The following is a 23856-nucleotide window of genomic DNA, read 5'->3' as shown; positions in this document are numbered from 1 at the left end:
GACCCGCCTAGCACCGGCCGCGGCCGGTGCCGAAGGAGTGGAGTTGAGGTGACAGTGGAGCTGCTGCGCAACGCGGTGCGGCCCTACGCCTGGGGATCGCGAACGGCGATCCCCGAGCTGCTGGGCCGTCCGGTACCCGCGCCGCACCCCGAGGCCGAGCTGTGGATGGGCGCCCACCCGGGTGACCCTTCCCACGTCATCGGCCCGGACGGGACCGAGCGGAGCCTGCTGGAGCTGGTGGACGCCGACCCGGTGACGCAGCTCGGCGAGCGGTGCGCGACGCGGTGGGGCGGGCGCCTGCCGTTCCTGCTGAAGATCCTCGCGGCGGAGGAGCCCCTGTCGATGCAGGCGCACCCGTCGGCGGCGCAGGCCGCGGAGGGGCACGCCCGCGAGGAGCGGCTGGGCATCCCGCGGGACGCGTCGAACCGCAACTACCCCGACCCGACGGCGAAGCCGGAGCTGGTCTGCGCGCTGACGGAGTTCCACGCACTGGCGGGATTCCGCGCCCCGGACCGCACGATGAAGCTGCTGAAGGCCATCGAGACGCCCGGGCTGGGGAAGTACACCGGGCTCCTGGAGGCGCAGCCGGATTCGTCCGGGCTGCGGGCGCTGTTCACGACGTGGATCACGCTGCCGCAGTCGTCGCTGGACGCCCTGCTGCCGGACGTGCTGGACGCCTGCGTCCGGCACGTCCGGGAGCACGGCGAATTCGCCGTCGAGTGCCGGACGATCCTCGAGCTGGGCGAGGCGCACCCGCGCGACGCGGGCGTGCTGGCGGCGTTGCTGCTGAACCGCCTGACGCTGCGCGCGGGCGAGGCGATCTACCTGCCGGCCGGCAACCTGCACCTGTACCTGCACGGCACGGCCGTGGAGATCCTGGCGAACTCGGACAACATCCTGCGGTGCGGTTTGACGCCGAAGCACGTGGACGTCCCGGAGCTGCTGCGCGTGGTCGACTTCGCGTGCGGCGAGATGCCGGTGCAGTGCGGTGACGTGGGCGACAGGCTGGCGGTGTACCGCACCGACGCGCCGGAGTTCGAGCTGTCGCGGGTGGAGTGGGCACCCGGTCAGGACGACGAGATCTCCGTCGACAGCGTCGGCCCGCAGATCCTCCTGTGCACGGCGGGCGACCTGCTGGTGACCGCGGACGACGGCGAGAAGGTCGAACTGCGCCGCGGCCAGTCGGTGTGGCTGCCGGCGGCCGACCCCCCGGTCAGGATTCGCCCCCTGGACGGCGGCCGGGCCCAGCTCTTCCGCGCCACCGCGGGCACCTGCGAGGACTGACGACCCGGAGACCCGGCACACGCGTCCGGGAGTTTCTGTGTGCGTTCCGTGTGGCGGCGTCCGCCACGATCGACCCCAAGGGGGGACCCTGGTGCGGTGATGCGCGCCGCGGGTCCGCTGGGGGTGGCGCCGGTCGGATTCGCCCGGCGTCGGTGGGCTTGAGGTGGTGCCGCGAGGGGGCGGCACCACCTCGGTAGCCCCCTCGCGCAGGCGAGGCGGATGGTGTCGCGGGGGCGGCACCACCCCGTCAGGCCGGTTCGGGCACCACCCACCCCGTCAGGCCGGTTCGGTGAGCGCGAGCAGGGCCCGGCGGAGGGCAGCCGCGCTGGCGTCGCGCGGGTCGAGCAGGCCGGCGGCTTCGGCAAGGGCTTCCGCGGCCGATTCGTCGTCTCCTGTTGCTTCGTACGCCCGGTGGAGCACCAGCCACGTCAGCCCGGCCGCCGGCCGGCCCCCCATTTCGCGGAACTCGTCGAGGCAGGCGCGGAGCACGGGGATCGCCTGGGCCGCCCGGCCTTCGCCGATCCAGGCCGCCGCCAGCGCCCGGGTGCACGACAGCTCGCGCGGGCGCTCGTCCAGCTCCCGCGCCAGCTCGCGGGCTTCTCCGAACGCCGCCGTCGCGACGTCCCGGGACCCCGTCGCCGCCGAGATCGCGCCCAGCGTGCGCAACGACTTCGCCAGCGCCGACCGCGCCATCGTGCCGCGCAGGAGAGCCACCGACTCCGCGATCGCCGCCGCCGCGCCGGGATCGTCGCCCGTCAGCAGCGAGGACCACGCGTACCCGTGCCAGGCTTCGCCGATGACGCGGGCGTCGCCGGTTTCACGCGCCGCCGCCAGCGCCGTCCGGTCGACCTCGCGGGCGTCGGCGATCCGGCCGAGCCGCAGCAGGGCGGCCGACTCCGCGGCCCGCACCCACCCGAGCTCCGCGGCCGAACCGTCCACAGTGAACAGTTCGCGCGCGTGGGCCGCCGTCTGCAGGGCCTCTTCGGCGCGGCCGAGCCCGATCAGGCAGTGCGCCAGGTTCGCCGAAACCCACGCGTGGGCGCGGCGGTCGCCGTGGGCTTCGAGCTCCTTCGCGCACGCGCGGTAGCGGACCGCGGCCTCCTCGTACTGCCCGCGGGCGTGGCGCAGCAGCGTCAGGGTGGCCTCGGCGACCGCCGCGAGCGGCGGGTCTTCGGCCGCGGCGACCAGCACCGTCTCGTACGCCGCCCGCATGTCGGCGTACTGGCCGTGCAGGTACAGGTAGACGCCGAGCCGGTCGAGCAGGAGCAGCGCGTCCCGCGCGCCGAGCGTGCCGATGAGCAGCACGAGGTTCGCGCGCTCGGCGGAAAACCAGTCGTCCGGCCGCGCGAGCAGCCGCTCCACCAGCTCGCGCGGCAACGGCTGCGCGGGCGGCTCGTGGGCCGGCGACGGCATCGGCACCGTGCGCGGCAGCCGGGCCGCCGCCTCGTCGGCGAGGGCGAGTGTCGCCGCCAGCACCGTCCGGAGCCCCTCGGTGGGCGCCGGATCGCCGAGCTCCGCGGCGTACAGCCGGACGAGGTCGTGCATCCGGTACCGGCCTTCGCCGGTCGCGTCCGCTCCCCGGGCCTCCAGCAGGCTCGCTTCGACGAGCTCTTCGACCGCCTCGTCGGCGTCCGGGTCGTCGACCAGCGTCGTGACCGCCCAGGACGGCAGGTCGGCGAGGCGGCACCGGCCGAGCAGCCGGAACGCGCGCCGCGCGGGTGGTCGCAGCCCCTCGTAGCTCAGCGCGATGCTGCTCCGGACGGCCAGGTCGCTCACGGTCAGCTCGTCGAGGCGCCGGACCTCGTCCTCGAGCCGGTCGGCCAGCTCGCCGAGCCGCAGGTGCGGGCGGATGGCCAGCCTGCTGCCCGCGATCCGCAGGGCCAGCGGCAGCCGCGCGCACGCCGTGACGATCCGCTCGGCGTCGGCGTGCTCCCGGGTCACCCGCGCCCCGGCCAGCCGGTTCAGCAGCTCGGCGGCGTCGGCGCCGGACAGGGGACCGAGGGCGAGCCGGTGCGCGCCGGCGAGCCCGCTCAGCCGCCGCCGGCTCGTCACGAGCACCGCGCAGCCCGGCGTGCCCGGCAGCAGGGTGCGCACGTGCCCGGGGTCGGTGGCGTCGTCGAGCACCACCAGCACCCGCCGGTCGGTGAGCCTGCCGCGGAACACCGCCGCGCGGGCCAGCGCGTCGTCCGGCACCGCGGGACCGGGGACGCCCAGCGCGCGCAGCAGGTCGGCCAGTACTTCCCCGATGTCGCGGCCGGCCAGCGGCACGTACAGCTGGCCGTCGGGGAACCGCGCGCGCAGCCGGTGCGCGGCGCGCACGGCGAGGGTGCTCTTGCCCGCACCCGGCTCGCCGCTGAGCACCGCGACCGGGACGCCGGCACCGGCACCGAGCACGCCGGTCAGCTCCGCCAGTTCGGCGTCGCGGCCGGTGAAGTCCCCGATGTCCGGCGGGAGCTGGCACACCGGCCACACCGCCGGCGGCAGCCGCGGCACCGGGTCTTCGCCGCGCAGGACGGCCGCGTGCACCCGGCGGGCCTCCGACCCGGGCTCGACGCCGAGCTCCTCGATCAGCGTGGCCCGCAGCCGCCGGTAGACCTCCAGCGCATCGCCCTGCTGCCCGGCCCGGTGCAGCGCGATCATCAGCTGGGCGGCCAGTCGCTCGCGCAGCGGGTGCTCGGAGAGCATCGCCCGCAGCTCGCCGGTCAGCTCCCCGTGGCGCCCGGCGGTCAGCTCGGCGTCGACGCAGTCCTCGAACGCGGCGAGCCGTTCGGACTCCAGCCGGGCGACGTCGGCGTCGAGCCTCGGCACGTGCAGCCCGGCCAGCACCGGCCCCCGCCACAGCGCCAGCGCCCGCCGGTAGTGCCCCGCCGCGGCCGCCGGATCCGCGGTCCGCCGCCCCTCGGCGACGGCGGAGCGGAAGACGAGCAGATCCAGCTCGTCCGGCTCGACCCGCAGCCGGTAACCGGGCGGGCCGTGCTCGACGCGCAGGCCGTCGATGCGCTCGCGCAGCCGCGAGAGGTACGTGTGCAGGTTGGAGGTGTGGGACTTGGGTGGCCCGGCCGGCCACAGCGCCTCGACCAGGACGTCCACCGGGACGTGCTGGTTGGCGTTGAGCAGCAGGACGGCCAGGAGCGTGCGCTGCCGGTCACCGCGCAGGGCCGCCCACCGGCCCGGCGGGCTTTCGACGGCGAGCGGACCGAGCACGGCGAAGTGCGCCATGTCACCTTCCCGAGTGATCAGCAGGAAAATCCACGGTAGCGAAGGGGTACGACAGAACCGGTGGCTGCGGTCGGCCCGGCCGGACCGGTCCCCGCCGCGCGCTCCCATTAGGCTCCACCCGGACATTCAGGACCTACCCGGGGAGCGGTCGTGTCAGCTGGAGGCGGAACCAAGGCGATCATCGCGGCACTCGGGGCCAACGCCGGGATCGCGGTGGCGAAGTTCGCCGGCTTCCTCGTCACCGGGTCGTCGTCGATGCTGGCCGAGTCCGTGCACTCGCTGGCCGACACCACGAACCAGGGTCTGCTGCTGCTCGGCCAGAAGACGTCGAAGCGGGCGGCGGACGAGGAGCACCCGTTCGGCTACGGCCGCGACCGGTACTTCTACTCCTTCATCGTCGCGCTGATGCTCTTCACCCTCGGGTCCGCGTTCGCGATCTACGAAGGCATCCACAAGATCGGCCACCCGGAGCCGCTCGAATCGCCGATCGTCGCCGTGGTCATCCTGCTGGTCGCGGTCGGCCTGGAGGGGTACAGCTTCTACACCGCCGTCGGCGAGTCGAAGAAGATCAAGGGCGACGTGAGCTGGTGGGGCTTCATCCGCCAGGCCAAGGAGCCCGAGCTGCCCGTGGTGCTGCTGGAGGACGCCGGCGCGCTGCTCGGCCTCGTCTTCGCGCTGCTGGGTGTCGGGCTGTCGATCGCCACCGACGACCCGGTCTGGGACGGCGTCGGCACCCTCGCGATCGGCGCGCTGCTGGGTGTCATCGCGATCATCCTCATCGTCGAGATGAAGAGCCTGCTCATCGGCGAAGGCGCCAACGAGGGCGTCCTCGCGACGATCGTCGACGAGCTCGCGGCGGGCAAGGTCGAGCGCGTCATCCACATCCGCACCCAGTACCTGGGTCCGGACGAGCTGCTGGTCGCGGCGAAGCTGGCGCTGGTGCCGGGCCTCGACACCGCCGAGCTGGCGATGGCGATCGACGACGCCGAGGCCCGCGTCCGCGCCAAGGTGCCGGTCGCGAAGCTGATCTACCTCGAACCGGACCTGGACCGCAGCCTCGCGGAGTAGTTCAAGATCCACTTCGGGATCGTTCGGCGAGCCGTCACGGACCTGACCCGATAGGGTGACCTACCGCGATACACGCAGGCCAGCCGCAGGAGGTCAACCGTGCCCGGAACGGGATTGTGGCGCACCAAATCGATCGAACAGTCCATCTCGGACACTGATGAGCCGGATACCAAGCTCCGGCGCAACCTCAGCGCGTGGGACCTCACGGTCTTCGGTGTCGCCGTCGTCATCGGCGCCGGCATCTTCACGCTGACCGCGCGCACCGCGGGGGACTACGCCGGGCCGTCGGTCTCGCTGGCCTTCGTGTTCGCGGCGATCGCCTGTGCGCTGGCGGCGCTGTGCTACGCGGAGTTCGCCTCGACCGTGCCGGTCGCGGGCAGCGCGTACACGTTCTCCTACGCCACCTTCGGCGAGTTCATGGCGTGGATCATCGGCTGGGACCTGATCCTCGAGCTCGCTGTCGGCGCGGCCGCGGTGTCCAAGGGCTGGTCGGTGTACCTCGAGACGGTGCTCGGCTACCTGTTCGGCAAGGGAACCAAGACGACGTTCGACATCGGGAGCGTGACCGTCGACTGGGGCGCGCTGCTCGTCGTGGCCGTCCTGACGACGCTGCTGGTCGTCGGCACGAAGCTGTCTTCGCGGGTCTCGATGGTGATCACCGGGATCAAGGTCGCCGTGGTGCTGTTCGTGATCATCCTCGGCCTGTTCTACATCAAGGGCGCCAACTACACGCCGTACATCCCGCCGGGCGAGACGGGCGGGGCGGGTCAGACGGGCATCGACCAGTCGCTGTTCTCCCTGATCGCGGGCGGCGCGAGCAGCTCGTTCGGCGTCTTCGGCCTGCTGGCCGGCGCTTCGCTGGTGTTCTTCGCGTTCATCGGCTTCGACATCGTCGCGACCACCGCGGAGGAGACCAAGAACCCGCAGAAGGCCGTGCCGCGCGGAATCATGGGCTCGCTGGCGATCGTCACCGTGCTGTACGTCGCCGTGTCGCTCGTGGTCGTCGGCATGACGTCGTACAAGGACCTCGCGACCAAGGCGGGCGACGGCAGCCACAAGACCCTCGCCACGGCGTTCTCCGCGAACGGCGTCGACTGGGCGGCCAACATCATCTCCTTCGGCGCGCTGGCCGGCCTGACCACCGTCGTCATGGTGCTGATGCTGGGCCAGGTCCGGATCATCTTCGCGATGTCGCGCGACGGCCTGATGCCGCGCGGGCTGGCGAAGACCGGCGAGACAGGCACGCCGAAGCGCGCGACCCTCATCGTCGGCGGCCTGGTCGCGGTCGCCGCCGGCTTCTTCCCGGCGGACAAGCTCGAAGAGATGGTCAACGTCGGCACGCTCTTCGCGTTCGTGCTTGTCTCGGCGGGCGTGCTGATCCTGCGCCGGACGCGCCCCGACCTGCCCCGCGCGTTCAAGGTGCCGCTGGTGCCGCTGATCCCGATCCTGGCCATCCTCGCCTGCCTGTGGCTGATGCTGAACCTGACCGTGCTGACCTGGCTGCGGTTCTTCGCCTGGATGGTGCTGGGCGTGGTGCTCTACTTCGGGTACAGCCGCCGTCATTCGCTGCTCGGCAAGCGACAGGCCGAAGAGCCCGTGAAGGCCCCCGAAGCCTGACTTGCGCGAGGAAAGCCCCGTCGGCCTGGACGCCCAGGTCGACGGGGCTTTTTGCGTTTGGTTGCGTAATGCGAGGTTACGGCTTGATCAAGAGGATCTTGCGATTTGTGCGCGAAGGGGGACCCCCTGTAAGCGGCTGGGTGACGTGCGATACCTTTCGATCCTTCGTGTGCCACAGACGGGTGAATTACAGCCGCGTGATTCCCACGTTCAGTGGTGCCGCGTCCCCCGATTTTGCCGATCCTCCCCCGTTCGGTACTGGAGAACTCATGCGCAGACGTTCCTTCCGCGGCGCCGTCGCGATCATGGCGCTCACCACCGCTGCCCTGATCGGGACCGCCGGTTCCGCCCTCGCCTGCTACAGCGACGACGGCCGCTCGAACCCGATCCCCGACCGCAACCACGCCCCGTGCGCAGACGGGCAGAAGCTCGACCACGGCGACGTCGACTTCACCGGTGGGGAGGGCAAGAGCAGCCTGACCATCACCAAGGTGCACGACGGCGTGACCGTCACCCGCATCGTCGTCATCGGTGGCGACGACGGCTTCAACGAGTACGTCCCCGGCAAGGCCGGCAAGGGCGGCAAGAAGCTCTCCGAGTCCGCGCCTTGGACGGACCTGAAGGCGACCAAGGCCTACAGCGGCCGCCAGCCGAACATCGACAAGTGGTTCCTGTGCGGCAAGAAGACCCAGAAGCCGACCGAGACCACGACGGCGCCGACCAAGCCGTCCGCGCCGTCCACCACCACGACCACGAAGCCGAGCGCCCCGGCGACCTCGGACACCTCCGTCTCGCCGGCCAGCACGACCGCCGCGGCCGTCGTCCCGGCGGGCAACGAGTCGGGCACCGGTGGCGGCCTGGCCAACACCGGGTTCGACAACAGCTGGCTGATCTGGGTCGGCGCCCTGCTGCTGGCCGCCGGTGGCGGTCTGCTCGCGCTGCTGAAGTTCCGCCGCAAGGCTTCCGAGTGAAGCTGAGCTAGCTCACGGTCGAAGGCCCCTCGCTCCGCGCGCGAGGGGCTTTCACCGTTTCGGGGAGAAGTCCCCGAAGAGCGATCCCTGCTCACCCCAGGACGGCTTGCCGAGGCCGGCGGCCATCGCGACGGCGTGGTCCCATTCGGCGTCGACCACGTAGTCCTGGTGCTTGAGCACCCCCGGTGCCCAGCGGTGCCGCCCGGTCGGGCCGCGCAGTGGATCCGGGAGCCAGTGATCGCCGCCGAGGATGAGGACGCCGTTGCCGTCGGCGGTCGCCGACACCGGGCCGTACCCGCCGTCCGGGAGGAAGCCGACGCCGTGCAGCCGCCGGTCGGCGACCGAGTGCCGCCAGGTCGTCACGCCGCCGCCGAAGATGTCGGTGCCGCGGCACAGGGCCCGCCAGCGGCCGTCGAGGCCGGCGAAGAGCCGTTCCAGCGCTTCCTGCGGCAGCAACGCCGGGAACGCGCGCTGGTAGCCCCACTGCAGCGGGGAACCGGCGGTGAGCACGCCGACGCGTTCGAGGTCCGCCTCCGGCAGTTCGGCCGCCAGCCGGGCAGCGGCCATGAGCGTGAGCAGGCTGCCGAGGTTGTACCCGGAGAGCACCACGCGCGTGCCGGGCTCGGCGAGATGCTCGCGTGCCCGCGCGGCCAGTTCCGGGACGACCTTCAGCGCGTAGCAGGGCGGCACCGTCGGATGCGCCGCCCGCGGCCAGAAGCAGACCAGGTCGGCCAGCGCCCCGAGGTGACGGCTGCGCTGCGGGGTGCGCGCGGCCGTGTAGACCACACGCAGCAGGCCCGCGGCCAGCGCGCCGAGCGCGAGCACCCCGATCCCGGACAGCGGGCCGAACCAGCCGGGGACCAGCCCGAACCCGAACCGCAGCACCAGCAGGGCCGCCCCGCCCGCGGACATCGCCGACGCCACCGCCAGCGCCAGGTGGTGCAGGTGCCGCCGTTCCCACGCCGACCGCGCCCACGCCGCCGCGGCCTTGGCCTCCTGTTCCTCGTCGTGCTCCATCAGCTCGACGATCTCCGGGACGCCGCGCCGCAGCCGGCGCAGCGGGACGGCGACCGCGAAGCCCAGCACACCGAGCACCGCGGCCAGGGCGAGCCCGGCGCCCCACAGCACGGTGACCAGCAAGTACGTGTCGGGCACCGCCAGGTGCTCGGCACCGGACAGGCGCCGGAGGGCCTCGGCGAGACCGGCACCGAAGCCGCCGCCGAGCAAGCCGGCCAGCGCGAGCACCGGCGCGGCCGCCCAGCCACCCATCCACGGCCGCAGCCGCCGCGGCTTGTGCTGCCAGCCGGGCCGGGCCAGCAGCGCGGCCGGGGCGAGGAACAGCGCGAACAGCACCGTGACGGCGACCAGGGCCGCCCCGAGGCCTTCGACCACGGCGTTGGTGCCCGGCAGCGGTCCCGGACCCGGCCCGTGCGCAAGCGCGAGCCGCACCGCGGCCACGACGACCAGCAGGCTCGCGAAGGCGAGCACGCCGGGCCGGGCGAACCGGCCGGTGTCGACGCCGATCGCGGCGGCGGCGACGGTGGCGAGCACCACAGCGAGCGTGCTGATCCAGACGACCACGCCGAAGCTGTCGCCCGGCACCCGGAACGGCCCGCCCAGCAGCAGCAACGCGACCGCGGCCAGCGCCGCAACGGTGTGCAGGCAGCGCAGCGCCGGGGTCTCCGGGCCGGCGCGCATCCGCAGCGGGCCGCCGGTCAGGTCACCGTCGGCGTGCACCGCCCAGTTCGCCGAGGAGATCCGGTGCAGCACGAAGATCACGGCCAGCAGCGGCAGCACGCCGACGGCGATCCGGGCGCCGGCCGTGCGGAGCGCATCGGGGACCGCGGGCAGGCAGCCCGAGCCGGGCGCGAGGCACTGCGCGGCGAACAGGTCCAGCGCGATCGCCGCGAGCTGGCCGATCAGCAGCATCGTCAGCAGCAGGGCGCCGACGCGCAGCAGGCCGCGGCACACGGCGCCGAGGACGCGCGCGAGCCGCCGGCCCGGTGCGACCGGGGGCAGCATCCAGAACGCGACGTTGGCCAGGGAGAACGGGAACAGCAGCGCCCAGGTGGCCTTCGCGGCGCCGCCGGAGGTCATGCCGTGCCAGAGGTAGCCCTCGAGGGTCCGCGGGATCGACCGGCCCAGCGCCGGCAGCACCGGCCCGGGTGCCGGCCGGCGCAGCCGGTCCGCCGGGCGGATCACACGGCCCAGGCCGTCACCGGCGACGTCGACGGTCGAAACCGCGTCGAGCAGCGTTTCCCCGCTGGTGCCCACGAGCCCGGCGACGCGGATTTCCACGACGCGGGTGTCCGGTCCGGGCATGGGCACAGTAAGGGCCTCCTAACCATTCTAGGGACAGTCGAGCGGACAACGGTAGTGTTCGGGGGTCATCGAGTCTTGGAGGAACGCCACTATGACCCCCGAAAGCGTTGCCAAGCGGCACGAGACCCGCAACGGCATCGAGTTCGCCGTCGCCGACCTCGATGCCGCCGAATTCGGCCGCAAAGAGATCCGCCTCGCCGAGCACGAGATGCCGGGACTGATGGCGCTGCGCCGTGAATATGCCGAGGTCTACCCGCTGCGCGGGGCGCGTGTCTCCGGCTCGCTGCACATGACGGTGCAGACCGCGGTGCTGATCGAGACGCTGGTGGCGCTGGGCGCGGAGGTGCGCTGGGCGTCCTGCAACATCTTCTCGACACAGGACCACGCGGCCGCCGCGATCGTCGTCGGCCCGCACGGCACGCCCGCGGAGCCCAAGGGCGTCCCCGTCTTCGCGTGGAAGGGCGAGTCGCTCGAAGAGTACTGGTGGTGCACCGAGCGGATGCTCACCTGGGACGGCGAGGGTCCCAACATGATCCTCGACGACGGCGGGGACGCCACCATGCTGGTGCACAAGGGCACCGAGTTCGAGAAGTCCGGCGTCGTGCCGACCCCGGACGAGAACACCTCGGACGAGTTCCGCGTGTTCCTCGAGCTGCTGCGCACCTCGGTCGCGGCCGACACCGGCAAGTGGACCAAGATCGGCGAGGGCATCCGCGGCGTCACCGAGGAGACCACCACCGGCGTCCTGCGGCTCTACCAGCTCGCGGCGGCCGGTGAGCTGCTGTTCCCGGCGATCAACGTCAACGACGCGGTGACGAAGTCGAAGTTCGACAACCGCTACGGCATCCGCCACTCGCTGATCGACGGCATCAACCGCGGCACCGACGTGCTGATCGGCGGCAAGGTCGCGGTCGTCTGCGGCTACGGCGACGTCGGCAAGGGCGCGGCGGAGTCGCTGCGCGGCCAGGGCGCACGCGTGATCGTGACGGAGATCGACCCGATCTGCGCGCTGCAGGCGGCGATGGACGGCTACGCGGTCCGCAAGCTCGAGAGCGTGCTGCCCGAGGCCGACATCATCATCACCACCACCGGCAACAAGGACGTCGTGCTGGTGGAGCACATGGCGAAGATGAAGCACCAGGCGATCCTGGGCAACATCGGCCACTTCGACAACGAACTCGACATGGCGGGCCTCGCCCGCTACCCGGGCATCCGGCGGATCAACATCAAGCCGCAGGTGGACGAGTGGATCTTCCCGAACGGCAACACGATCATCGTGCTGTCGGAGGGCCGGCTGCTCAACCTGGGCAACGCGACCGGGCACCCGTCGTTCGTGATGTCGAACAGCTTCTCCAACCAGGTGATCGCGCAGGTCGAGCTGTTCACCAAGCACGAGGAGTACGACAACGAGGTCTTCCGCCTCCCGAAGAAGCTCGACGAGAAGGTGGCTCGCATTCACCTCGACGCGCTCGGCGGCGAGCTGACCAAGCTCTCCAAGGAGCAGGCCGAGTACATCGACGTCGACGTCGAGGGCCCGTTCAAGCCGGAGCACTACCGGTACTGAGTTCTCGCGTTTTAGCTGGTCAGGGCCGCCCCGAACGTGTTTCGGGGCGGCCCTTTGCGCTGCCTTGCGACAACAATTCGTGGTGAGCGGGAACGTGTCCGGGTAGGCTGGGCGCGTTTCTTGGCTTCACGAACCTCACGGCCCGGTAGGTAGTCCGGGCGGCCCTGAAGGGCCCGTTGTCCTGTCTGATGGGCGGGAAACCGGTGACGCCAGGCTGATCCGTCACGCCTGGAGGTTTCCGATGCACGGGGTGTTCACGCTGTACCACGACGGCCAGTTCTGGGTCGGCGTCTACGAGATCCACGAAGACGGCCTGGTCCGGGCCGCACGCCACATCTTCGGTGCCGAGCCGAACAACGCCGAGCTGGCGGCCTTCGCGGCCGGACACGGGTTCGTCCGTCTCGCGGACCGGGCCCGTTCGGCCCCGCCGGTGCCGGCCGAGCAGCGCCCGAAGCGCTTGGCGAAGTCCCGCGACGAACCCGGGATCGGCACGGCGGCGCAGCGCGCATTGCGCGACGCGCTCACCGAGCGGGCGGCGGAGAACAAGGCGGCCCGCAAACGCCGCGCGGTGGCGGAAGCCAGCCGCCGCCGGGCCATGGCCAGGGCGAAGTCCCGCGCCAAACACCGCGGCCACTAGCGACTCGCGCGTGACTGGAGGGCCGGGGGCGGCCTAGTTCCACTCGACGGCGACCCCGGCCAGCCCCGGGCCGGCGTCACTGAAGAACGCGCTGCTCACGCCGCCCATGTCGCACGCCAGCTCTTCCGCCACCACCGGCAGGGCGTCGTCGCGGGCGCGGACCTGGCGGGTGCAGCGGGCCGGTAGCGCGTTGCGGTCGAACCGCAGCTGGACCAGGTAACTCGCGCAGCGGTCCCGCAGCATCCGGTAGTAACCCGGTGACGCCGACCCGGAATCGTCGCGGACCTCGAAGCAGAACACGTGGATGTCGCCCTCGGCGAGCTTGCGGTCGAACAGCAGCTCGGTCGCCATCGTGTCCGCGTCCGGGTTGCGGCGCATGCGACCCACCCGGCAGCCCTCGTCGGTGATCAGCTCGACGTCGTCGATGCGGCAGCCGGGGTCGCCGTTGTACACCGTCAGGTACCGGTCCGGGCCGTGCCGCCGGGCGCGCGTCACCAGCCGGGTGCGCAGGCTGACCTGGCGGTGTTCGGCGTCGAACGTGATCGTGTCGTGCACCGACAGCAGCTCGAGGTCGGCGTTGTAGTGGTTCGACGACGGGTACGCGCCCAGCTCGGCCAGCAGGTCCTCCACGATCGACCCCATGTCGCCGGAGCGCAGGTCGTGGAACGACGCCGCCGGCTGGTGGCCGCGCCGGACCAGCCGCGGGCCGATCAGTACCACCAGGGCGTCCGCGGGCAGCTGGAGGACCGATTCCAGGGCCCGGACGGCCGGCAGCGCCTTCGGCACCTCGGGCTGCCGCAGCCCGCGTTGCCAGTAACTGAGGGTCGACTGTCCGATTTGGACCCCGCGCAGCGCCAGATGGGCGCGCAGCCGGGCCAGCGACAGCCCGCGGTAGGCGATCGCCAGCCGCAGGGCGTGGTGGAACTCGCCGGTGCGGAGTGCCTCGGTCAGCTCTTTCGGCAGCTCGGCGACCGATGCCCGGGTCGTGCGGGCGCCATCGATGATCAGTGGGAGGTTCCCGTCTTGTACCACCGCTCGTCCCTTCACCCGACCAGTGTGTGCGCTGGGCGTGAACACCGCGGAACGTTCACGTTAGCAGCGTAGGGTGGCGGTGCCGACCCCCGTTCAGGGTGGTTGGCCTCGTTGTGGTGACTGTTCCGCGTTCCGGCCGGGCCCCGGAACGGTCCGTTCCGCCGGATGGCGTTCTTGCTCCTTGTGACCGCGTTGTTCACCGTTGTGACCACCGCTGGTTCGCCCACTCCTCCGCAGGAGGCCGTCTGTGCTGGTGAAGTCGAGCCGGGTTCACGCCACCTTGGCCGTGTGCCTGATGTTGTGCCTGGTCGCGCCGGCCGCTGCCGGAGCCGCGCCCGGAGTGCCGTCGACGTACCGGAACCAGATCGTGCTGCAGCTCCAGCAGAAGAACCAGTGGTGCTGGGCGGGTGCGGGCAACACCATCGCCGCCTACCACGGCGCGGTCGTCAGCCAGACGCGGTTCTGCCAGCTCGCGCACGGCGAGACCGGCGTGGACTGCGCGAACCTCCCCGGCACGCTCGCCGATCCGCAGCACGCCTTCGCCCGGCTCGGCTTCACCTCGCCGGGCCGCTACCTGGACCGGCGCATCCCGTACGCGGCGATCCGGACGCAGACCGCGGCGGACCGTCCGATCGAGACTCGGGTCGGCTGGCGCTCGGGCGGGGGGCACGTGCACGTCCTCTACGGCTACGACACCAGCGGTGACTGGGTGTTCTGGGCCGACCCCGGTCCGGCCAAGCGCTACAACTGGTCGACGTACGGGTACTACACCCGGAACTCGTCCTTCACCTGGACGCACACGCTCACCGGGATCGCCCGATGAGCAGGCGGGTGCTGGTGCTCGCCGTGCTGACCGGCGCGGCGCTGCTGATGACGGCTCCGGTGTCAGGCGCGGCCCAGGCCGCCGGCATCAGCAGCGCCGACGCTTTCGCGGCGCACAGCGCGGCCGCGGAGCTCCAGGACGTCCTGGCCCGCTTCTTCGCCCAGGCGCCGGGTGCCGGAGAGCCGGTCTCGGTGCAGATCGCGCCGGACGCCTACCCCGTGTACGAGCTTTCGCCGGACTTCGTCGCGGGCCGGCCCGGCGCGGCGCCCGGCGAGTTCGCCTACTTCGCGATCCCCGCGCGCGCCTCCGACGGCCGGACCGCGACGCTCTGGTCGGTCCGCGGCGACGACGGCAGCTGGCAGATCGGCAACATCGCTTCGGGTGACGTCGAGGGCGAGTACGCCCGGAAACTGCCCGCAGGCGCCCAGCTGCTGCACGAGCCGCAGGTCGACGCCTGGTACGCGGTGCGCGACGGCCGCGTCACACCGCTGTCGGACACGAACGCGGCGGCCACCGACACGGCGGTCACCAACGCGGCGGTCACCGTCGCCGGCTACCAGCGAACCGTCGAAGCGCGCTACGCCGACAAGCTCCCCGGCTCGGTCTACGCCCGCGACGGCGAGGCAGGCGGCTACGACGCCACCTCGCAGGTGATGCCCCGCGGCGACGGCGGCCCGGCACCGTCCGGCCACGACACCGGCTGGGTGCCGCTGCTGATCCTCGCCGGCGTGCTCGCGGTCAGCGGCGCCGGTTACGTGCTCCACCTGCGGCGGAACCCCGCCTAGACGAACCGGCGGGCTCGGCGTCGATCCCCTTCCGCCGAGCCCGTCGGTCCACCACCGTTACTGTGACGCCCGTGGGTCGATTGGTGGTCATCGAAGGGCTCGACGGCGCGGGCAAGCGCACGCTGGCCGACGGGCTGACGGCGGCGCTGCGCGCCAAGGGGACGAGTGTCGCGTCGCTGGCGTTCCCGCGCTACGGCAAGAGCGTGCACGCCGACCTCGTCCGCGAGGCGCTGCACCGCGGGCACGGCGACCTCGCCGACTCGGTCTACGGCATGGCCATGCTCTACGCGCTGGACCGCAGCGGCGCCGCGGACGAGATCCGCGCGCTGCGGGACACCCACGACGTCGTCCTGCTCGACCGGTACGTCGCCTCCAACGCCGCGTACGCGGCCGCGCGCCTGCGGCAGGACGCGGCCGGCGAAGTCGTGAAGTGGGTGTGGGAGCTGGAGGTCGACCGCTTCGGCCTGCCCCGCCCGGACGCCCACCTGCTGCTGCGCGTCGCGCCGGCGGTGGCGGCCGAGCGCGCCGAACGCCGCGCGGAGAGCGAGACCGGCCGCGAGCGCGACGCCTTCGAAACCGACGACGGCCTGCAGCGGCGGTGCGCGGCCGTCTACGACGAACTGGCCGCGTCGGGCTGGCTGGCGCCGTGGCACGTCTTGGACGGCGTCGCGGGCGTGGACCTCGAAGCGCTGGCGGCGACGCTGCTAGGGCAGTAGCCGGACCCTCCCCGCGACGCGCGTGCCGAAGTGCTCGATCTCCACGGGTGTCCCGGAACCGCTGTACTCCACGGGAAGCCAGGCGTACGCGATGTTCTCGCGCGTGCTGAAGCCGTAACCGGCGCTGGTGACGTAGCCGGCCGGACGGCCGTCGACGTACACCGGTTCCTTGTCCAGGACGGCATCGTCGGTCACCAGCCGCGTCGACCGGCGGCTCACCGTCGCTTCGGAGCGTCCCGCGAGCGCGTCGCGGCCCAGGAAGTAGCCCTTGTCCAGCCGGACGGCGGACCCGAGCCCGGCCTCGTACGGGTCGTGCTCGGTGGTGAAGTCGACGCCGGAGGTGCGAACGCCGGCTTCCAGCCGCAGCGACCGGAACGCCTGGTGGCCGGCGACCGTGACGCCGCGGTCCCGGAGCGTGTCCCACAGGTGGCGGCCGAAGTCCGCCGTCGTGTGCAGTTCCCACCCCGGTTCGCCCACAGTGGACAGCCGGAGCGCCACGACCGGAACGTCGCCGACGTGGGTCTCCTCGGCGGACAAGTCCGTTGTGGACAGTTCCGGTAGGACTTCGCGGGCGAGCGGGCCCCAGAGGCCGAGGCCGCACGTGCCGGGTGTGGTCTCGTGGATCTGCACGGCGCCGTCGCCGGGCAGGTGCCGCCGCAGCCAGTCGAAGTCCAGGCGACCGCCGGCGCCGACGTGGAACCGTTCCTCGCCCAGCCGGGCCACGGTCAGGCACCCGCGCACGCCGCCGTCTTCGGCGAGCAGCAGGGTGACCGTCACGGTGCCCGGCGGTTTCGCCAGGTCGCCGGTCGTCATGGTCTGCAGGAAGGGCAGGGCGCCCGGTCCGGTGACCGCCAGGCGCGGCACCGAAGTCAGGTCGACCATCGCGACGCGCTCACGGGCCGCGAGCGCTTCGGCGGCCGGGTTCTTGCCGTGCTGGTACCACTCCGGCCGCGCCCAGCCGCCTGCGTTCCGGAAGTCCGCGCCCAGCGCGGCTTGCCGTTCGTGGAACGGGCTGGTCCGCACGGGATCCGCGGTGGACCGGGTCGACGGCGCGAACCGGGCGAGGTCGCAGCCGTGCAGGGCGAGCGACGGCTGCCCGTCGACGAGCCAGCGCGCCAGCTCGCGCGCGACCCCCGCGGAGTGCTCGGCGCGGACGGCCTCGGCCACCCAGAAACCGTCGAGTTCCGGGTGCTCGCCCAGCAGCGGCCTCCCGTCCGGGGTGCCGGGGAGCACCAGCGTCGTGGTGGTCTCGACCTCGGCGTCGCGGAGGGCGGGCAGGAGATCGGCCGCGACGGCCATCCCGATGCCGAGCCGGTCGACGTGCTCGCGGACGTACATCCCGGTGTCGAGGTGACGCAGCACGGGCTTGCCCGCCTGCACGCGTTCGTCGTTGTGCCCGGCCAGTTCCGGCACCGGTGACGTCATCGCGTACTCGTGGGGCAGCGGCACCTGCGGCACGCTGAGGCCGACGAGCTTCCCCGCGCCGGCGCACGACACGACGACGTCGGCGCGCAACCGCCCGGCCGCGGTGACGACGCCGGTCACCCGCCCGCCCGACCGGGCGATCGCCACGGCGTCTTCGACGGCGAAGCGGGCGCCCCGGGCTTTCGCCCGCCGTGCCTGGGCTTCCGCCGCGCGTCGCGGGTGCAGGAGACCGTCGCCGGGGACGTGGAGGCCGCCGAGAACGCGGGTTTCGTCGAGGAGCGGGTGCAGGTCGGCGCACTCGCGGGGCGTGCGAAGGAAGCCGCGCACGCCCCACGACGTGGCCCAGCCGTGCCACCGCCGCAGGTCCGCGAGCCGGCCGGCGGTGGTCGCGAGTTCCAGGCTGCCCACCGGGTTGAAGCACCACGGGCCGTCCAGGCCGCTGCACTTCCGGACGGTGTACTTCGCGAACTCCGTCAGCGTCCGGTCGGCGTCGGTGCGGAACACCAGGCCCGGCTGGTCGGCGGCGGCGCCGCCGCCGCCCAAGACGGTGACGTCGGTCCAGCCGCGCTCGGTCAGCTCGTCGGCGAGCGCCCAGCCGAGGAGACCGGCGCCGAGGACGACCACCCGGGGCCGTGCTGCCATGGGCGGGTCCCTCCGGGCGAAGTTGCGTCTTCGGCAACAACGTGCGTCACGCGCGACGCAGTGTCAAGCGCCCGAAACGGTGCCGCTCAAGCTCGGCTGAACCCCGTGACCCAGGCGGTACCCCTAGTCCCGGAAGTAGCCCAGCTGCGCGGAAAGTTCTTCCGCTGCTTCGGTCATCGGCTTCACGATCTGCTTCACGCGTTGCTTCGAAAGCCGGTACGAGGGACCGGAAGCGCTCATCGCGGCGATCACGTCCCCGCCCGGGCCGTGGATCGGCACGGCGACGGCGTGCATGCCCAGTTCGAGCTCCTCGTAACAGGCCGCGTAGCCGTCTTCGAGGACCCGTTCCAGCTCGGTCAGCAGCTCTTCCGGCTCGACCGTCGTGCGCGGGGTGTACTGCTCCAGCTTCCGCTTCAGCACGCGCTTGCGGTCGGCTTCGCCCATGTACGCCAGCAGGATCTTCCCGCTGGAGGTCGCGTGCAGCGGCGTGCGCTGGCCCGTCCAGTTCTGCGTGGTGATCGCGGCCGAGCCACGGGCCTGGCTGATGTTGATGGCGACGCCGTCGTCGGCGATGGCGATGTTCACCGTCTCGCCCAGTTCCCCGGCCAGCGAGAGGCAGCTGGCCCGGCCCAGTTTCGCGAGGTCCATGCGGCCGGTCGCGGCGCCGGCCAGCCGGACGATGCCGAACCCGATCGCGTACTTCCCGCGTTCTCCGAGCTGCTCGACCAGGCCTCTCGTCTCCAGGACGCTGAGCAGGCGCGACGCCGTCGACTTGTGGACGCCCAGCTCGCCCGCGATCTCGGTGATGCCGGTTTCGCCGTTGCGCGCGAGCAGTTCCAGCACGCTGATCGCCCGGTCGACCGATTGCACCTGGCTCTGAGTTGCGTTGCCCGAGTCCTGGTTTCGCATAGCGCAACAGTATCCGTTTTGCGGGGTTCCTATCGGCTGAGTGGGCGAATCCCTTGACGAGGACGCCCTCGGCGTCGGATTGTTGCGCAAGAAGCGCAGCGTCGCGTAGTGCGCAACTTTCACGTACCGTCCCGGCATCCTGCCAGTCGTTACCGGAGGACCCGATGATCCGCGCCTGCGCCGTCACCGACCTGCCCGAAGGCGAAGCCCTCCGCCTCGACGGGGCCGCTCCCATCGCGGTGTTCCACACCGAGCACGGCTTCTTCGCCATCGACGACACGTGCACGCACCAGGACGCTTCGCTCGCCGACGGCTGGCTCGAAGGCTGCTTCGTCGAGTGCCCGCTGCACGCCGCCCGGTTCGACCTGCGCACCGGCGCGCCCACCTGCCTGCCCGCCAAGGCCCCCGTGCGGACGCACCGCGTGGTCGTCACCGACGGCGTCGTGTACGTCGACGCGCTCGTGCCGTCCGTTCCCTGAGCCCTCCTCACAAGGTCCGTGAGGGTCGTGCCGGCACCCCGGCGCGGCCTTCACGGACCGCCCAAAACCGCCGGTACCGGCACCCGGATGGAGCAGGCGAGCTTCGCGATCTTGATCTTTCTGGTGGTCAAACACGCGGGTCGTGCGTGCGGGCGTCCGAACTAGTGCGAACATGTGGACATGAAGGCACGTGTTCTCGTGGTCGACGACGACCCCGCCCTCGCGGAGATGCTCACCATCGTGCTCCGTGGGGAGGGGTTCGACACGGCCGTGGTCGCCGACGGCTCACGCGCGCTGCCCGCGCTGCGTGAGCTGAAACCCGACCTCGTCCTGCTCGACCTGATGCTGCCCGGGATGAACGGGATCGACGTCTGCAAGGCGATCCGCGCCGAATCCGGGGTGCCGATCGTCATGCTCACCGCCAAGAGCGACACCGTCGACATCGTCCTCGGCCTGGAGTCCGGCGCCGACGACTACGTCGTCAAGCCGTTCAAGCCGAAGGAGCTGGTCGCGCGGGTCCGGGCCCGGATGCGCCGCACGGAGGCCGAACCCGCGGAATCGCTCACCATCGGCGACCTTGCGATCGACGTGCCGGGCCACGAGGTGACGCGGGAGGGCAAGGCCATCCCGCTGACCCCGCTGGAGTTCGACCTGCTGGTGGCGCTGGCCCGCAAGCCGCGCCAGGTGTTCACCCGCGAGGTGCTGCTCGAGCAGGTGTGGGGCTACCGGCACGCGGCCGACACCCGGCTGGTGAACGTGCACGTCCAGCGGCTGCGGTCCAAGGTCGAGAAGGACCCGGAACACCCCGAGGTGGTGTTGACCGTTCGCGGCGTCGGGTACAAGGCCGGCCCGCCGTGATGGCTCCATGACCACGGAGACCGGCAGACGGCTCCCCGCGTCGGCGCTTTCGACGGCACGCCTGGTGCGGCGTGTCGTCGTTTTCGCGCGCCGTCGCGCGGTCGCGTTCAACGAGCTGTGGAAGCACTCGCTGCAGTTCCGCGTCACCGTGTCGACGCTGGCGCTGTCCTCGGCCGTGGTCTTCGTGCTGGGCATGGTGCTGCAGAACCAGATCACCGATCGGCTGCTGGACACCAAGCGCGAGGCGGCGTTCGCGCAGACCCGCGCGGCCGCGGAGACGGCGGCCGGTGAGCTGGTCGGCCTCGGCGCCGAGAACCAGGAAGCGCTGAAGAACCGGCTCGAGAACGCGCTGAAGAAGATCGCGATCACGCCGACCAGCCAGGACGCGGCCGGCTCGGCGGCGGGCACGTTCGTCCCGGTCCTCGCCAGCGGCGGGCGCGACCAGTCCGGCAACGAGCCGCAGTTCGCGGGCCCGTTCGAGAACGTGCCGCCGCGGCTGCGCCAGTTCGTCGAAGCCGACAAGATGAGCTGGCTCGAGCACACCGTCCCCGACGCCACCGGCGGGCGCACGACGTACCTGATCGTCGGCACGCCGCTCAACACCGTCGCCAGCCCGCTGCAGCTGTACTTGCTGTTCCCGCTGACGACCGAGCAGAACACCGTCTCGACCGTGCAGAACACGCTGCTGGTCGGCGGCCTCGTGCTGCTGCTCCTGCTGGCGGCCATCACGAACCTGGTGACGCGGCAGGTGGTGCGGCCGGTCCGCCAAGCCGCCGCGGCGGCCGAGCAGTTCGCCGGCGGCGACCTCGACCAGCGGCTCGCCGTGCTCGGCGAGGACGACCTGGCGAAGCTCGCGGTGTCCTACAACGAGATGGCCGCCAGCATCCAGCGCCAGATCCGCCAGCTCGAGGAGTTCGGCGGCCTGCAGCGCCGGTTCACCTCCGACGTCTCGCACGAGCTGCGCACGCCGTTGACCACCGTCCGGATGGCCGCGGACGTGCTGCACGCCTCCCGCGAACAGTTTCCGGCCGGGCTCGCCCGGTCGACCGAGCTGCTGGTCGACGAGCTCGACCGGTTCGAGGCGCTGCTCGGCGACCTGCTGGAGATCAGCAGGCTCGACGCCGGCGTCGAGGAGCTGGCCGCGGACTTCATCGACGTCCGCCCGATCGCCACCCGCGCGGTGGAGCAGGTGCGGGTGATCGCCGGCAACGCGGGCAGCTCGGTCGAGCTGGTGCTGCCGGACGAGGAGGTCGTCGCCGAGGTCGACGCCCGGCGCGTCGAGCGGATCCTGCGCAACCTGCTCGCCAACGCCGTCGACCACAGCGAGGGCAAGCCGGTGGTGCTCACCGTCGCGGCCAACGAGACCGCGGTCGCCATCACGGTCCGGGACCACGGCGTCGGCCTGCGGCTCGGCGAGGCGGACCTGGTGTTCAACCGGTTCTGGCGCGCCGACCCGTCGCGCAACCGGCGCACCGGCGGCACCGGCCTCGGCCTGGCGATCAGCCAGGAGGACGCGCGCCTGCACGGCGGCGAACTCGACGCGTGGGGCGAGCCCGGCCACGGCGCCTGCTTCCGGCTCCTGCTGCCGCGGCAGCAGGACGTGCCCGCCGGCGCCCCGCCGCTGGTCCTGCCGCCGCCTGACCGCTTCGCCGGCGAGGTACCGCTCGGGATCATCGACGTCACGCCGGCGCCGGAGGCCATCTTCGCCGAACGTGAGGGAATCGGTCAGTGAAACGACAGGCTTTCCGGGGGGCCGGGGTGGCCCGGCGGTGGTCGCGGCTGCTGTGCGCGTTCCTGTGCCTGGTGCTGCTCGCCGGCTGCGCGAACGTGCCGCTGGAATCGCAGCCCGTGGTGGTCCCCGGCGAACGCCAGGGGCAGAGCTCGGGTGACGTGGTGCCGGAACCGCCGCCGGGCATCGACCCGCTGTCGCTGGTCCGCGCTTTCGTCGGGGCCACGCTCAAGCCGGGGCAGAACAACGCCGCCGCCCGCGCCTACCTGGACGAACAGGGCCGTGCGAGCTGGCGGCCGAGCCGCAGCCTGACGATCATCCAGGACACCTTCGGCACGGTCTACGACACCAGCCCGCCGCCGGACCCGAACACGCAGGTCGTCAACGTGCGCGGGATCGACATCGGCACGCTCGACCAGAACAGCGCGTTCGTGCCGGACCACAGCTCGGCGCTGCTGCAGATGAAGGTGCGCAAGCAGGCGAACGGCCAGTGGCGGATCGTCGACCCGCCGCCCGACCTCTACGCGACCGAGTCCGACTTCAGCGAGAACTACACGCCGGTGCCGGTGAGCTTCTACTCGGAGTCGTCGGCCACCTTCGTCCCCGATCGGCGCTACGTCGTCGCGAAGCCGCAGTCCGGGCTGCCGGGCCGGGTGATGGACCTGCTGGTCAGCGGGCCGTCGGCGAGCCTGGCCGGTGCGGTGAAGAACCTGCTCGGCGAGCCCATCGAGATCGACACGAACGTCAAGAGCCTCGACGACGGGACGCTGGTGGTGCCGTTGACCGGGCTGTCGGGGGTGCCCGACGACATCCGGAACCTGATCGCCGCGCAGATCGTCCTGTCCCTGCAGTACGTCACCTCTTCCCGGATCCGCATCCTCGCCGACGGCGCGCCGCTGGTGCCGAACCACTCGGACTGGCGGCTGAACGACCTGCCGGCGTACGGCGCTTCGCTGTCCATCAGCCTGCAGCTCCTGGGCCTGATGACGGTGGACGGGCGGATCCGTTCCCTCAGTGACGGCGCCCCGGTCCCGGGTCCGGCGGGCAACGGCGGGTACGACGTCGTGAGCGCCGCCCAGTCGATCGACGGCAAGCGCCTGGCGGTGGTGGAGCGCAGCGGCGGCGCGTTGCGCCTGCGGATCGGCGACCTCGGCCACGACCTGCAGCTGACCCCCCTCGGCGGCGGCACGCTGACCCGCCCGACGTGGCGCCCCGGCACCGGCGAGGTGTGGACGGTGGTCGACGGGCTGTCGGTGGGCCGGATGGTGCTCGACCCGAACGGCCACTGGACGGCGCTGTCCGTCAACGCCGCGGACCTGACCCAGCAGGGTGAAATCGCCGAGCTCCGGTTTTCCCGCGACGGCGCCCGCGTCGCCGCGGTGATCAGGGGCCAGCTGTGGGTGGCCTCGGTGGTCGTCAACGGCGATTCGGTGTCCCTGCGCGAGCCGCGCAACCTCCAGCCGCACGACCTCCAGGACGTCGTCGACGTCGACTGGATCAACCAGGACACCCTGGTGGTCGTCACGAAGTCGCCGTCCCAGCCGGTGGTCCGGGTGACGGTGGACGGCCAGCGCATGGACGCGTTCAACAGCAGCAACCTGACGCCGACGGTCCACGGCGTGACGGCGGCCCCCGACCGCCCCATCGTGGTCGCGGACGCCAGCGGGCTGTGGATCGCGTCGGAGCTGGGCGAGGTGTGGCGCCCGCAGAGCCATACGATGAAGGACGCGGACCCCTTCTACCCGGGCTGATCTTTCACTCGGGTGGGTGACGTCC

General features: G+C 72.1%; 18 protein-coding genes. 13 read left to right on the top strand and 5 right to left on the bottom strand.

Features of this window, described 5'->3' with window-relative positions:
* The first annotated feature begins 54 nt into the window (after positions 1-54).
* Positions 55-1284, top strand: coding sequence for a mannose-6-phosphate isomerase, class I (gene manA / locus AB0F15_RS30595; RefSeq protein WP_360277754.1), 1230 nt, complete (start codon positions 55-57; stop codon positions 1282-1284).
* A 276-nt stretch (positions 1285-1560) separates the two neighbouring features.
* Here manA and AB0F15_RS30590 read toward each other — a convergent pair whose 3' ends face one another.
* On the bottom strand, positions 1561-4503 hold the full coding sequence (locus AB0F15_RS30590) for a BTAD domain-containing putative transcriptional regulator (RefSeq protein WP_360277721.1): 2943 nt from the start codon (positions 4501-4503) through the stop codon (positions 1561-1563).
* A gap of 150 nt (positions 4504-4653) precedes the next feature.
* Between AB0F15_RS30590 and AB0F15_RS30585 the strand changes: the two genes are divergently transcribed.
* From AB0F15_RS30585 to AB0F15_RS30575, 3 genes are all read left to right on the top strand, one after another.
* Positions 4654-5571 carry a cation diffusion facilitator family transporter gene (locus AB0F15_RS30585; protein WP_360277718.1) on the top strand — a complete coding sequence of 306 codons (918 nt, stop codon included), beginning with the start codon at positions 4654-4656 and terminating at the stop codon, positions 5569-5571.
* Positions 5572-5670: 99 nt separating this feature from the next.
* Positions 5671-7188 carry an amino acid permease gene (locus AB0F15_RS30580; RefSeq protein WP_360277715.1) on the top strand — a complete coding sequence of 506 codons (1518 nt, stop codon included), beginning with the start codon at positions 5671-5673 and terminating at the stop codon, positions 7186-7188.
* Between the two features lie 269 nt (positions 7189-7457).
* Positions 7458-8159, top strand: coding sequence for an LPXTG cell wall anchor domain-containing protein (locus tag AB0F15_RS30575; protein ID WP_360277712.1), 702 nt, complete (start codon positions 7458-7460; stop codon positions 8157-8159).
* 51 nt (positions 8160-8210) lie between these two features.
* On the opposite strand, the gene AB0F15_RS30570 is transcribed toward AB0F15_RS30575, so the two are convergent.
* A complete protein-coding gene (locus tag AB0F15_RS30570) occupies positions 8211-10481 on the bottom strand; it encodes a hypothetical protein (protein WP_360277709.1) in 2271 nt (756 codons plus the stop codon).
* Between the two features lie 91 nt (positions 10482-10572).
* On the opposite strand from AB0F15_RS30570, the gene ahcY reads away from it, so the two are divergent.
* Together ahcY and AB0F15_RS30560 are read left to right on the top strand one after the other, a co-directional pair.
* Positions 10573-12045 (top strand): adenosylhomocysteinase, encoded by a 1473-nt coding sequence (gene ahcY / locus AB0F15_RS30565; protein ID WP_360277706.1) that lies wholly within the window; start codon positions 10573-10575, stop codon positions 12043-12045.
* Between the two features lie 241 nt (positions 12046-12286).
* Positions 12287-12682 carry a YjdF family protein gene (locus AB0F15_RS30560; protein ID WP_360277703.1) on the top strand — a complete coding sequence of 132 codons (396 nt, stop codon included), beginning with the start codon at positions 12287-12289 and terminating at the stop codon, positions 12680-12682.
* A gap of 33 nt (positions 12683-12715) precedes the next feature.
* Here AB0F15_RS30560 and AB0F15_RS30555 read toward each other — a convergent pair whose 3' ends face one another.
* Positions 12716-13714, bottom strand: coding sequence for a hypothetical protein (locus AB0F15_RS30555; RefSeq protein WP_091317693.1), 999 nt, complete (start codon positions 13712-13714; stop codon positions 12716-12718).
* A gap of 247 nt (positions 13715-13961) precedes the next feature.
* Between AB0F15_RS30555 and AB0F15_RS30550 the strand changes: the two genes are divergently transcribed.
* The 3 genes from AB0F15_RS30550 to AB0F15_RS30540 all read left to right on the top strand — a co-directional run bounded on the left by AB0F15_RS30550 (position 13962) and on the right by AB0F15_RS30540 (position 16038).
* Complete coding sequence (locus AB0F15_RS30550; RefSeq protein WP_360277700.1) at positions 13962-14537, top strand: papain-like cysteine protease family protein; 576 nt, start codon at positions 13962-13964, stop codon at positions 14535-14537.
* On the top strand, positions 14534-15322 hold the full coding sequence (locus AB0F15_RS30545) for a hypothetical protein (RefSeq protein ID WP_360277698.1): 789 nt from the start codon (positions 14534-14536) through the stop codon (positions 15320-15322). The genes AB0F15_RS30550 and AB0F15_RS30545 overlap by 4 nt, the downstream gene beginning before the upstream one ends.
* Positions 15323-15384: 62 nt before the next feature.
* The gene (locus AB0F15_RS30540) at positions 15385-16038 is read left to right on the top strand and encodes a dTMP kinase (protein ID WP_360277695.1); all 654 of its coding nucleotides are present in this window, start codon (positions 15385-15387) and stop codon (positions 16036-16038) included.
* On the opposite strand, the gene AB0F15_RS30535 is transcribed toward AB0F15_RS30540, so the two are convergent.
* Positions 16027-18105, bottom strand: a complete 2079-nt coding sequence (locus tag AB0F15_RS30535; protein ID WP_360277693.1) for an FAD-dependent oxidoreductase — start codon at positions 18103-18105, stop codon at positions 16027-16029. The two genes, AB0F15_RS30540 and AB0F15_RS30535, sit on opposite strands and share 12 nt — an antisense overlap.
* Before the next feature lie 123 nt (positions 18106-18228).
* Complete coding sequence (locus tag AB0F15_RS30530) at positions 18229-19014, bottom strand: IclR family transcriptional regulator (protein WP_360277690.1); 786 nt, start codon at positions 19012-19014, stop codon at positions 18229-18231.
* 164 nt (positions 19015-19178) lie between these two features.
* Here AB0F15_RS30530 and AB0F15_RS30525 point away from each other — a divergent pair, with 164 nt between their 5' ends.
* The 4 genes from AB0F15_RS30525 (at position 19179) to AB0F15_RS30510 (ending at position 23831) form a co-directional block, all read left to right on the top strand.
* Positions 19179-19493 carry a bifunctional 3-phenylpropionate/cinnamic acid dioxygenase ferredoxin subunit gene (locus AB0F15_RS30525; protein ID WP_360277688.1) on the top strand — a complete coding sequence of 105 codons (315 nt, stop codon included), beginning with the start codon at positions 19179-19181 and terminating at the stop codon, positions 19491-19493.
* A gap of 180 nt (positions 19494-19673) precedes the next feature.
* Positions 19674-20351, top strand: coding sequence for an MtrAB system response regulator MtrA (gene mtrA, locus AB0F15_RS30520; RefSeq protein WP_005150760.1), 678 nt, complete (start codon positions 19674-19676; stop codon positions 20349-20351).
* 7 nt (positions 20352-20358) lie between these two features.
* The gene (gene mtrB / locus AB0F15_RS30515; RefSeq protein WP_360277685.1) at positions 20359-22083 is read left to right on the top strand and encodes an MtrAB system histidine kinase MtrB; all 1725 of its coding nucleotides are present in this window, start codon (positions 20359-20361) and stop codon (positions 22081-22083) included.
* A 26-nt stretch (positions 22084-22109) separates the two neighbouring features.
* The gene (locus AB0F15_RS30510; protein WP_360277751.1) at positions 22110-23831 is read left to right on the top strand and encodes an LpqB family beta-propeller domain-containing protein; all 1722 of its coding nucleotides are present in this window, start codon (positions 22110-22112) and stop codon (positions 23829-23831) included.
* Positions 23832-23856: the final 25 nt, after the last annotated feature.

It is taken from the genome of Amycolatopsis sp. NPDC026612 (genome assembly GCF_040638285.1).
Lineage (GTDB): Bacteria > Actinomycetota > Actinomycetes > Mycobacteriales > Pseudonocardiaceae > Amycolatopsis.
The sequence above is the reverse complement of the archived record's forward strand: the minus strand, read 5'-3'. Positions and strand labels throughout refer to the sequence as shown.

Bases quoted from the DNA above. Each gene is read 5' to 3' on its own strand.
- mtrA (WP_005150760.1), top strand. From the start codon at position 19,674: ATGAAGGCACGTGTTCTCGTGGTCGACGACGACCCCGCCCTCGCGGAG.
- AB0F15_RS30545 (WP_360277698.1), top strand. From the start codon at position 14,534: ATGAGCAGGCGGGTGCTGGTGCTCGCCGTGCTGACCGGCGCGGCGCTG.
- ahcY (WP_360277706.1), top strand. From the start codon at position 10,573: ATGACCCCCGAAAGCGTTGCCAAGCGGCACGAGACCCGCAACGGCATC.
- AB0F15_RS30570 (WP_360277709.1), bottom strand. From the start codon at position 10,481: ATGCCCGGACCGGACACCCGCGTCGTGGAAATCCGCGTCGCCGGGCTC.
- AB0F15_RS30525 (WP_360277688.1), top strand. From the start codon at position 19,179: ATGATCCGCGCCTGCGCCGTCACCGACCTGCCCGAAGGCGAAGCCCTC.
- AB0F15_RS30590 (WP_360277721.1), bottom strand. From the start codon at position 4,503: ATGGCGCACTTCGCCGTGCTCGGTCCGCTCGCCGTCGAAAGCCCGCCG.
- AB0F15_RS30535 (WP_360277693.1), bottom strand. From the start codon at position 18,105: ATGGCAGCACGGCCCCGGGTGGTCGTCCTCGGCGCCGGTCTCCTCGGC.
- AB0F15_RS30530 (WP_360277690.1), bottom strand. From the start codon at position 19,014: ATGCGAAACCAGGACTCGGGCAACGCAACTCAGAGCCAGGTGCAATCG.
- mtrB (WP_360277685.1), top strand. From the start codon at position 20,359: ATGACCACGGAGACCGGCAGACGGCTCCCCGCGTCGGCGCTTTCGACG.
- AB0F15_RS30575 (WP_360277712.1), top strand. From the start codon at position 7,458: ATGCGCAGACGTTCCTTCCGCGGCGCCGTCGCGATCATGGCGCTCACC.
- AB0F15_RS30560 (WP_360277703.1), top strand. From the start codon at position 12,287: ATGCACGGGGTGTTCACGCTGTACCACGACGGCCAGTTCTGGGTCGGC.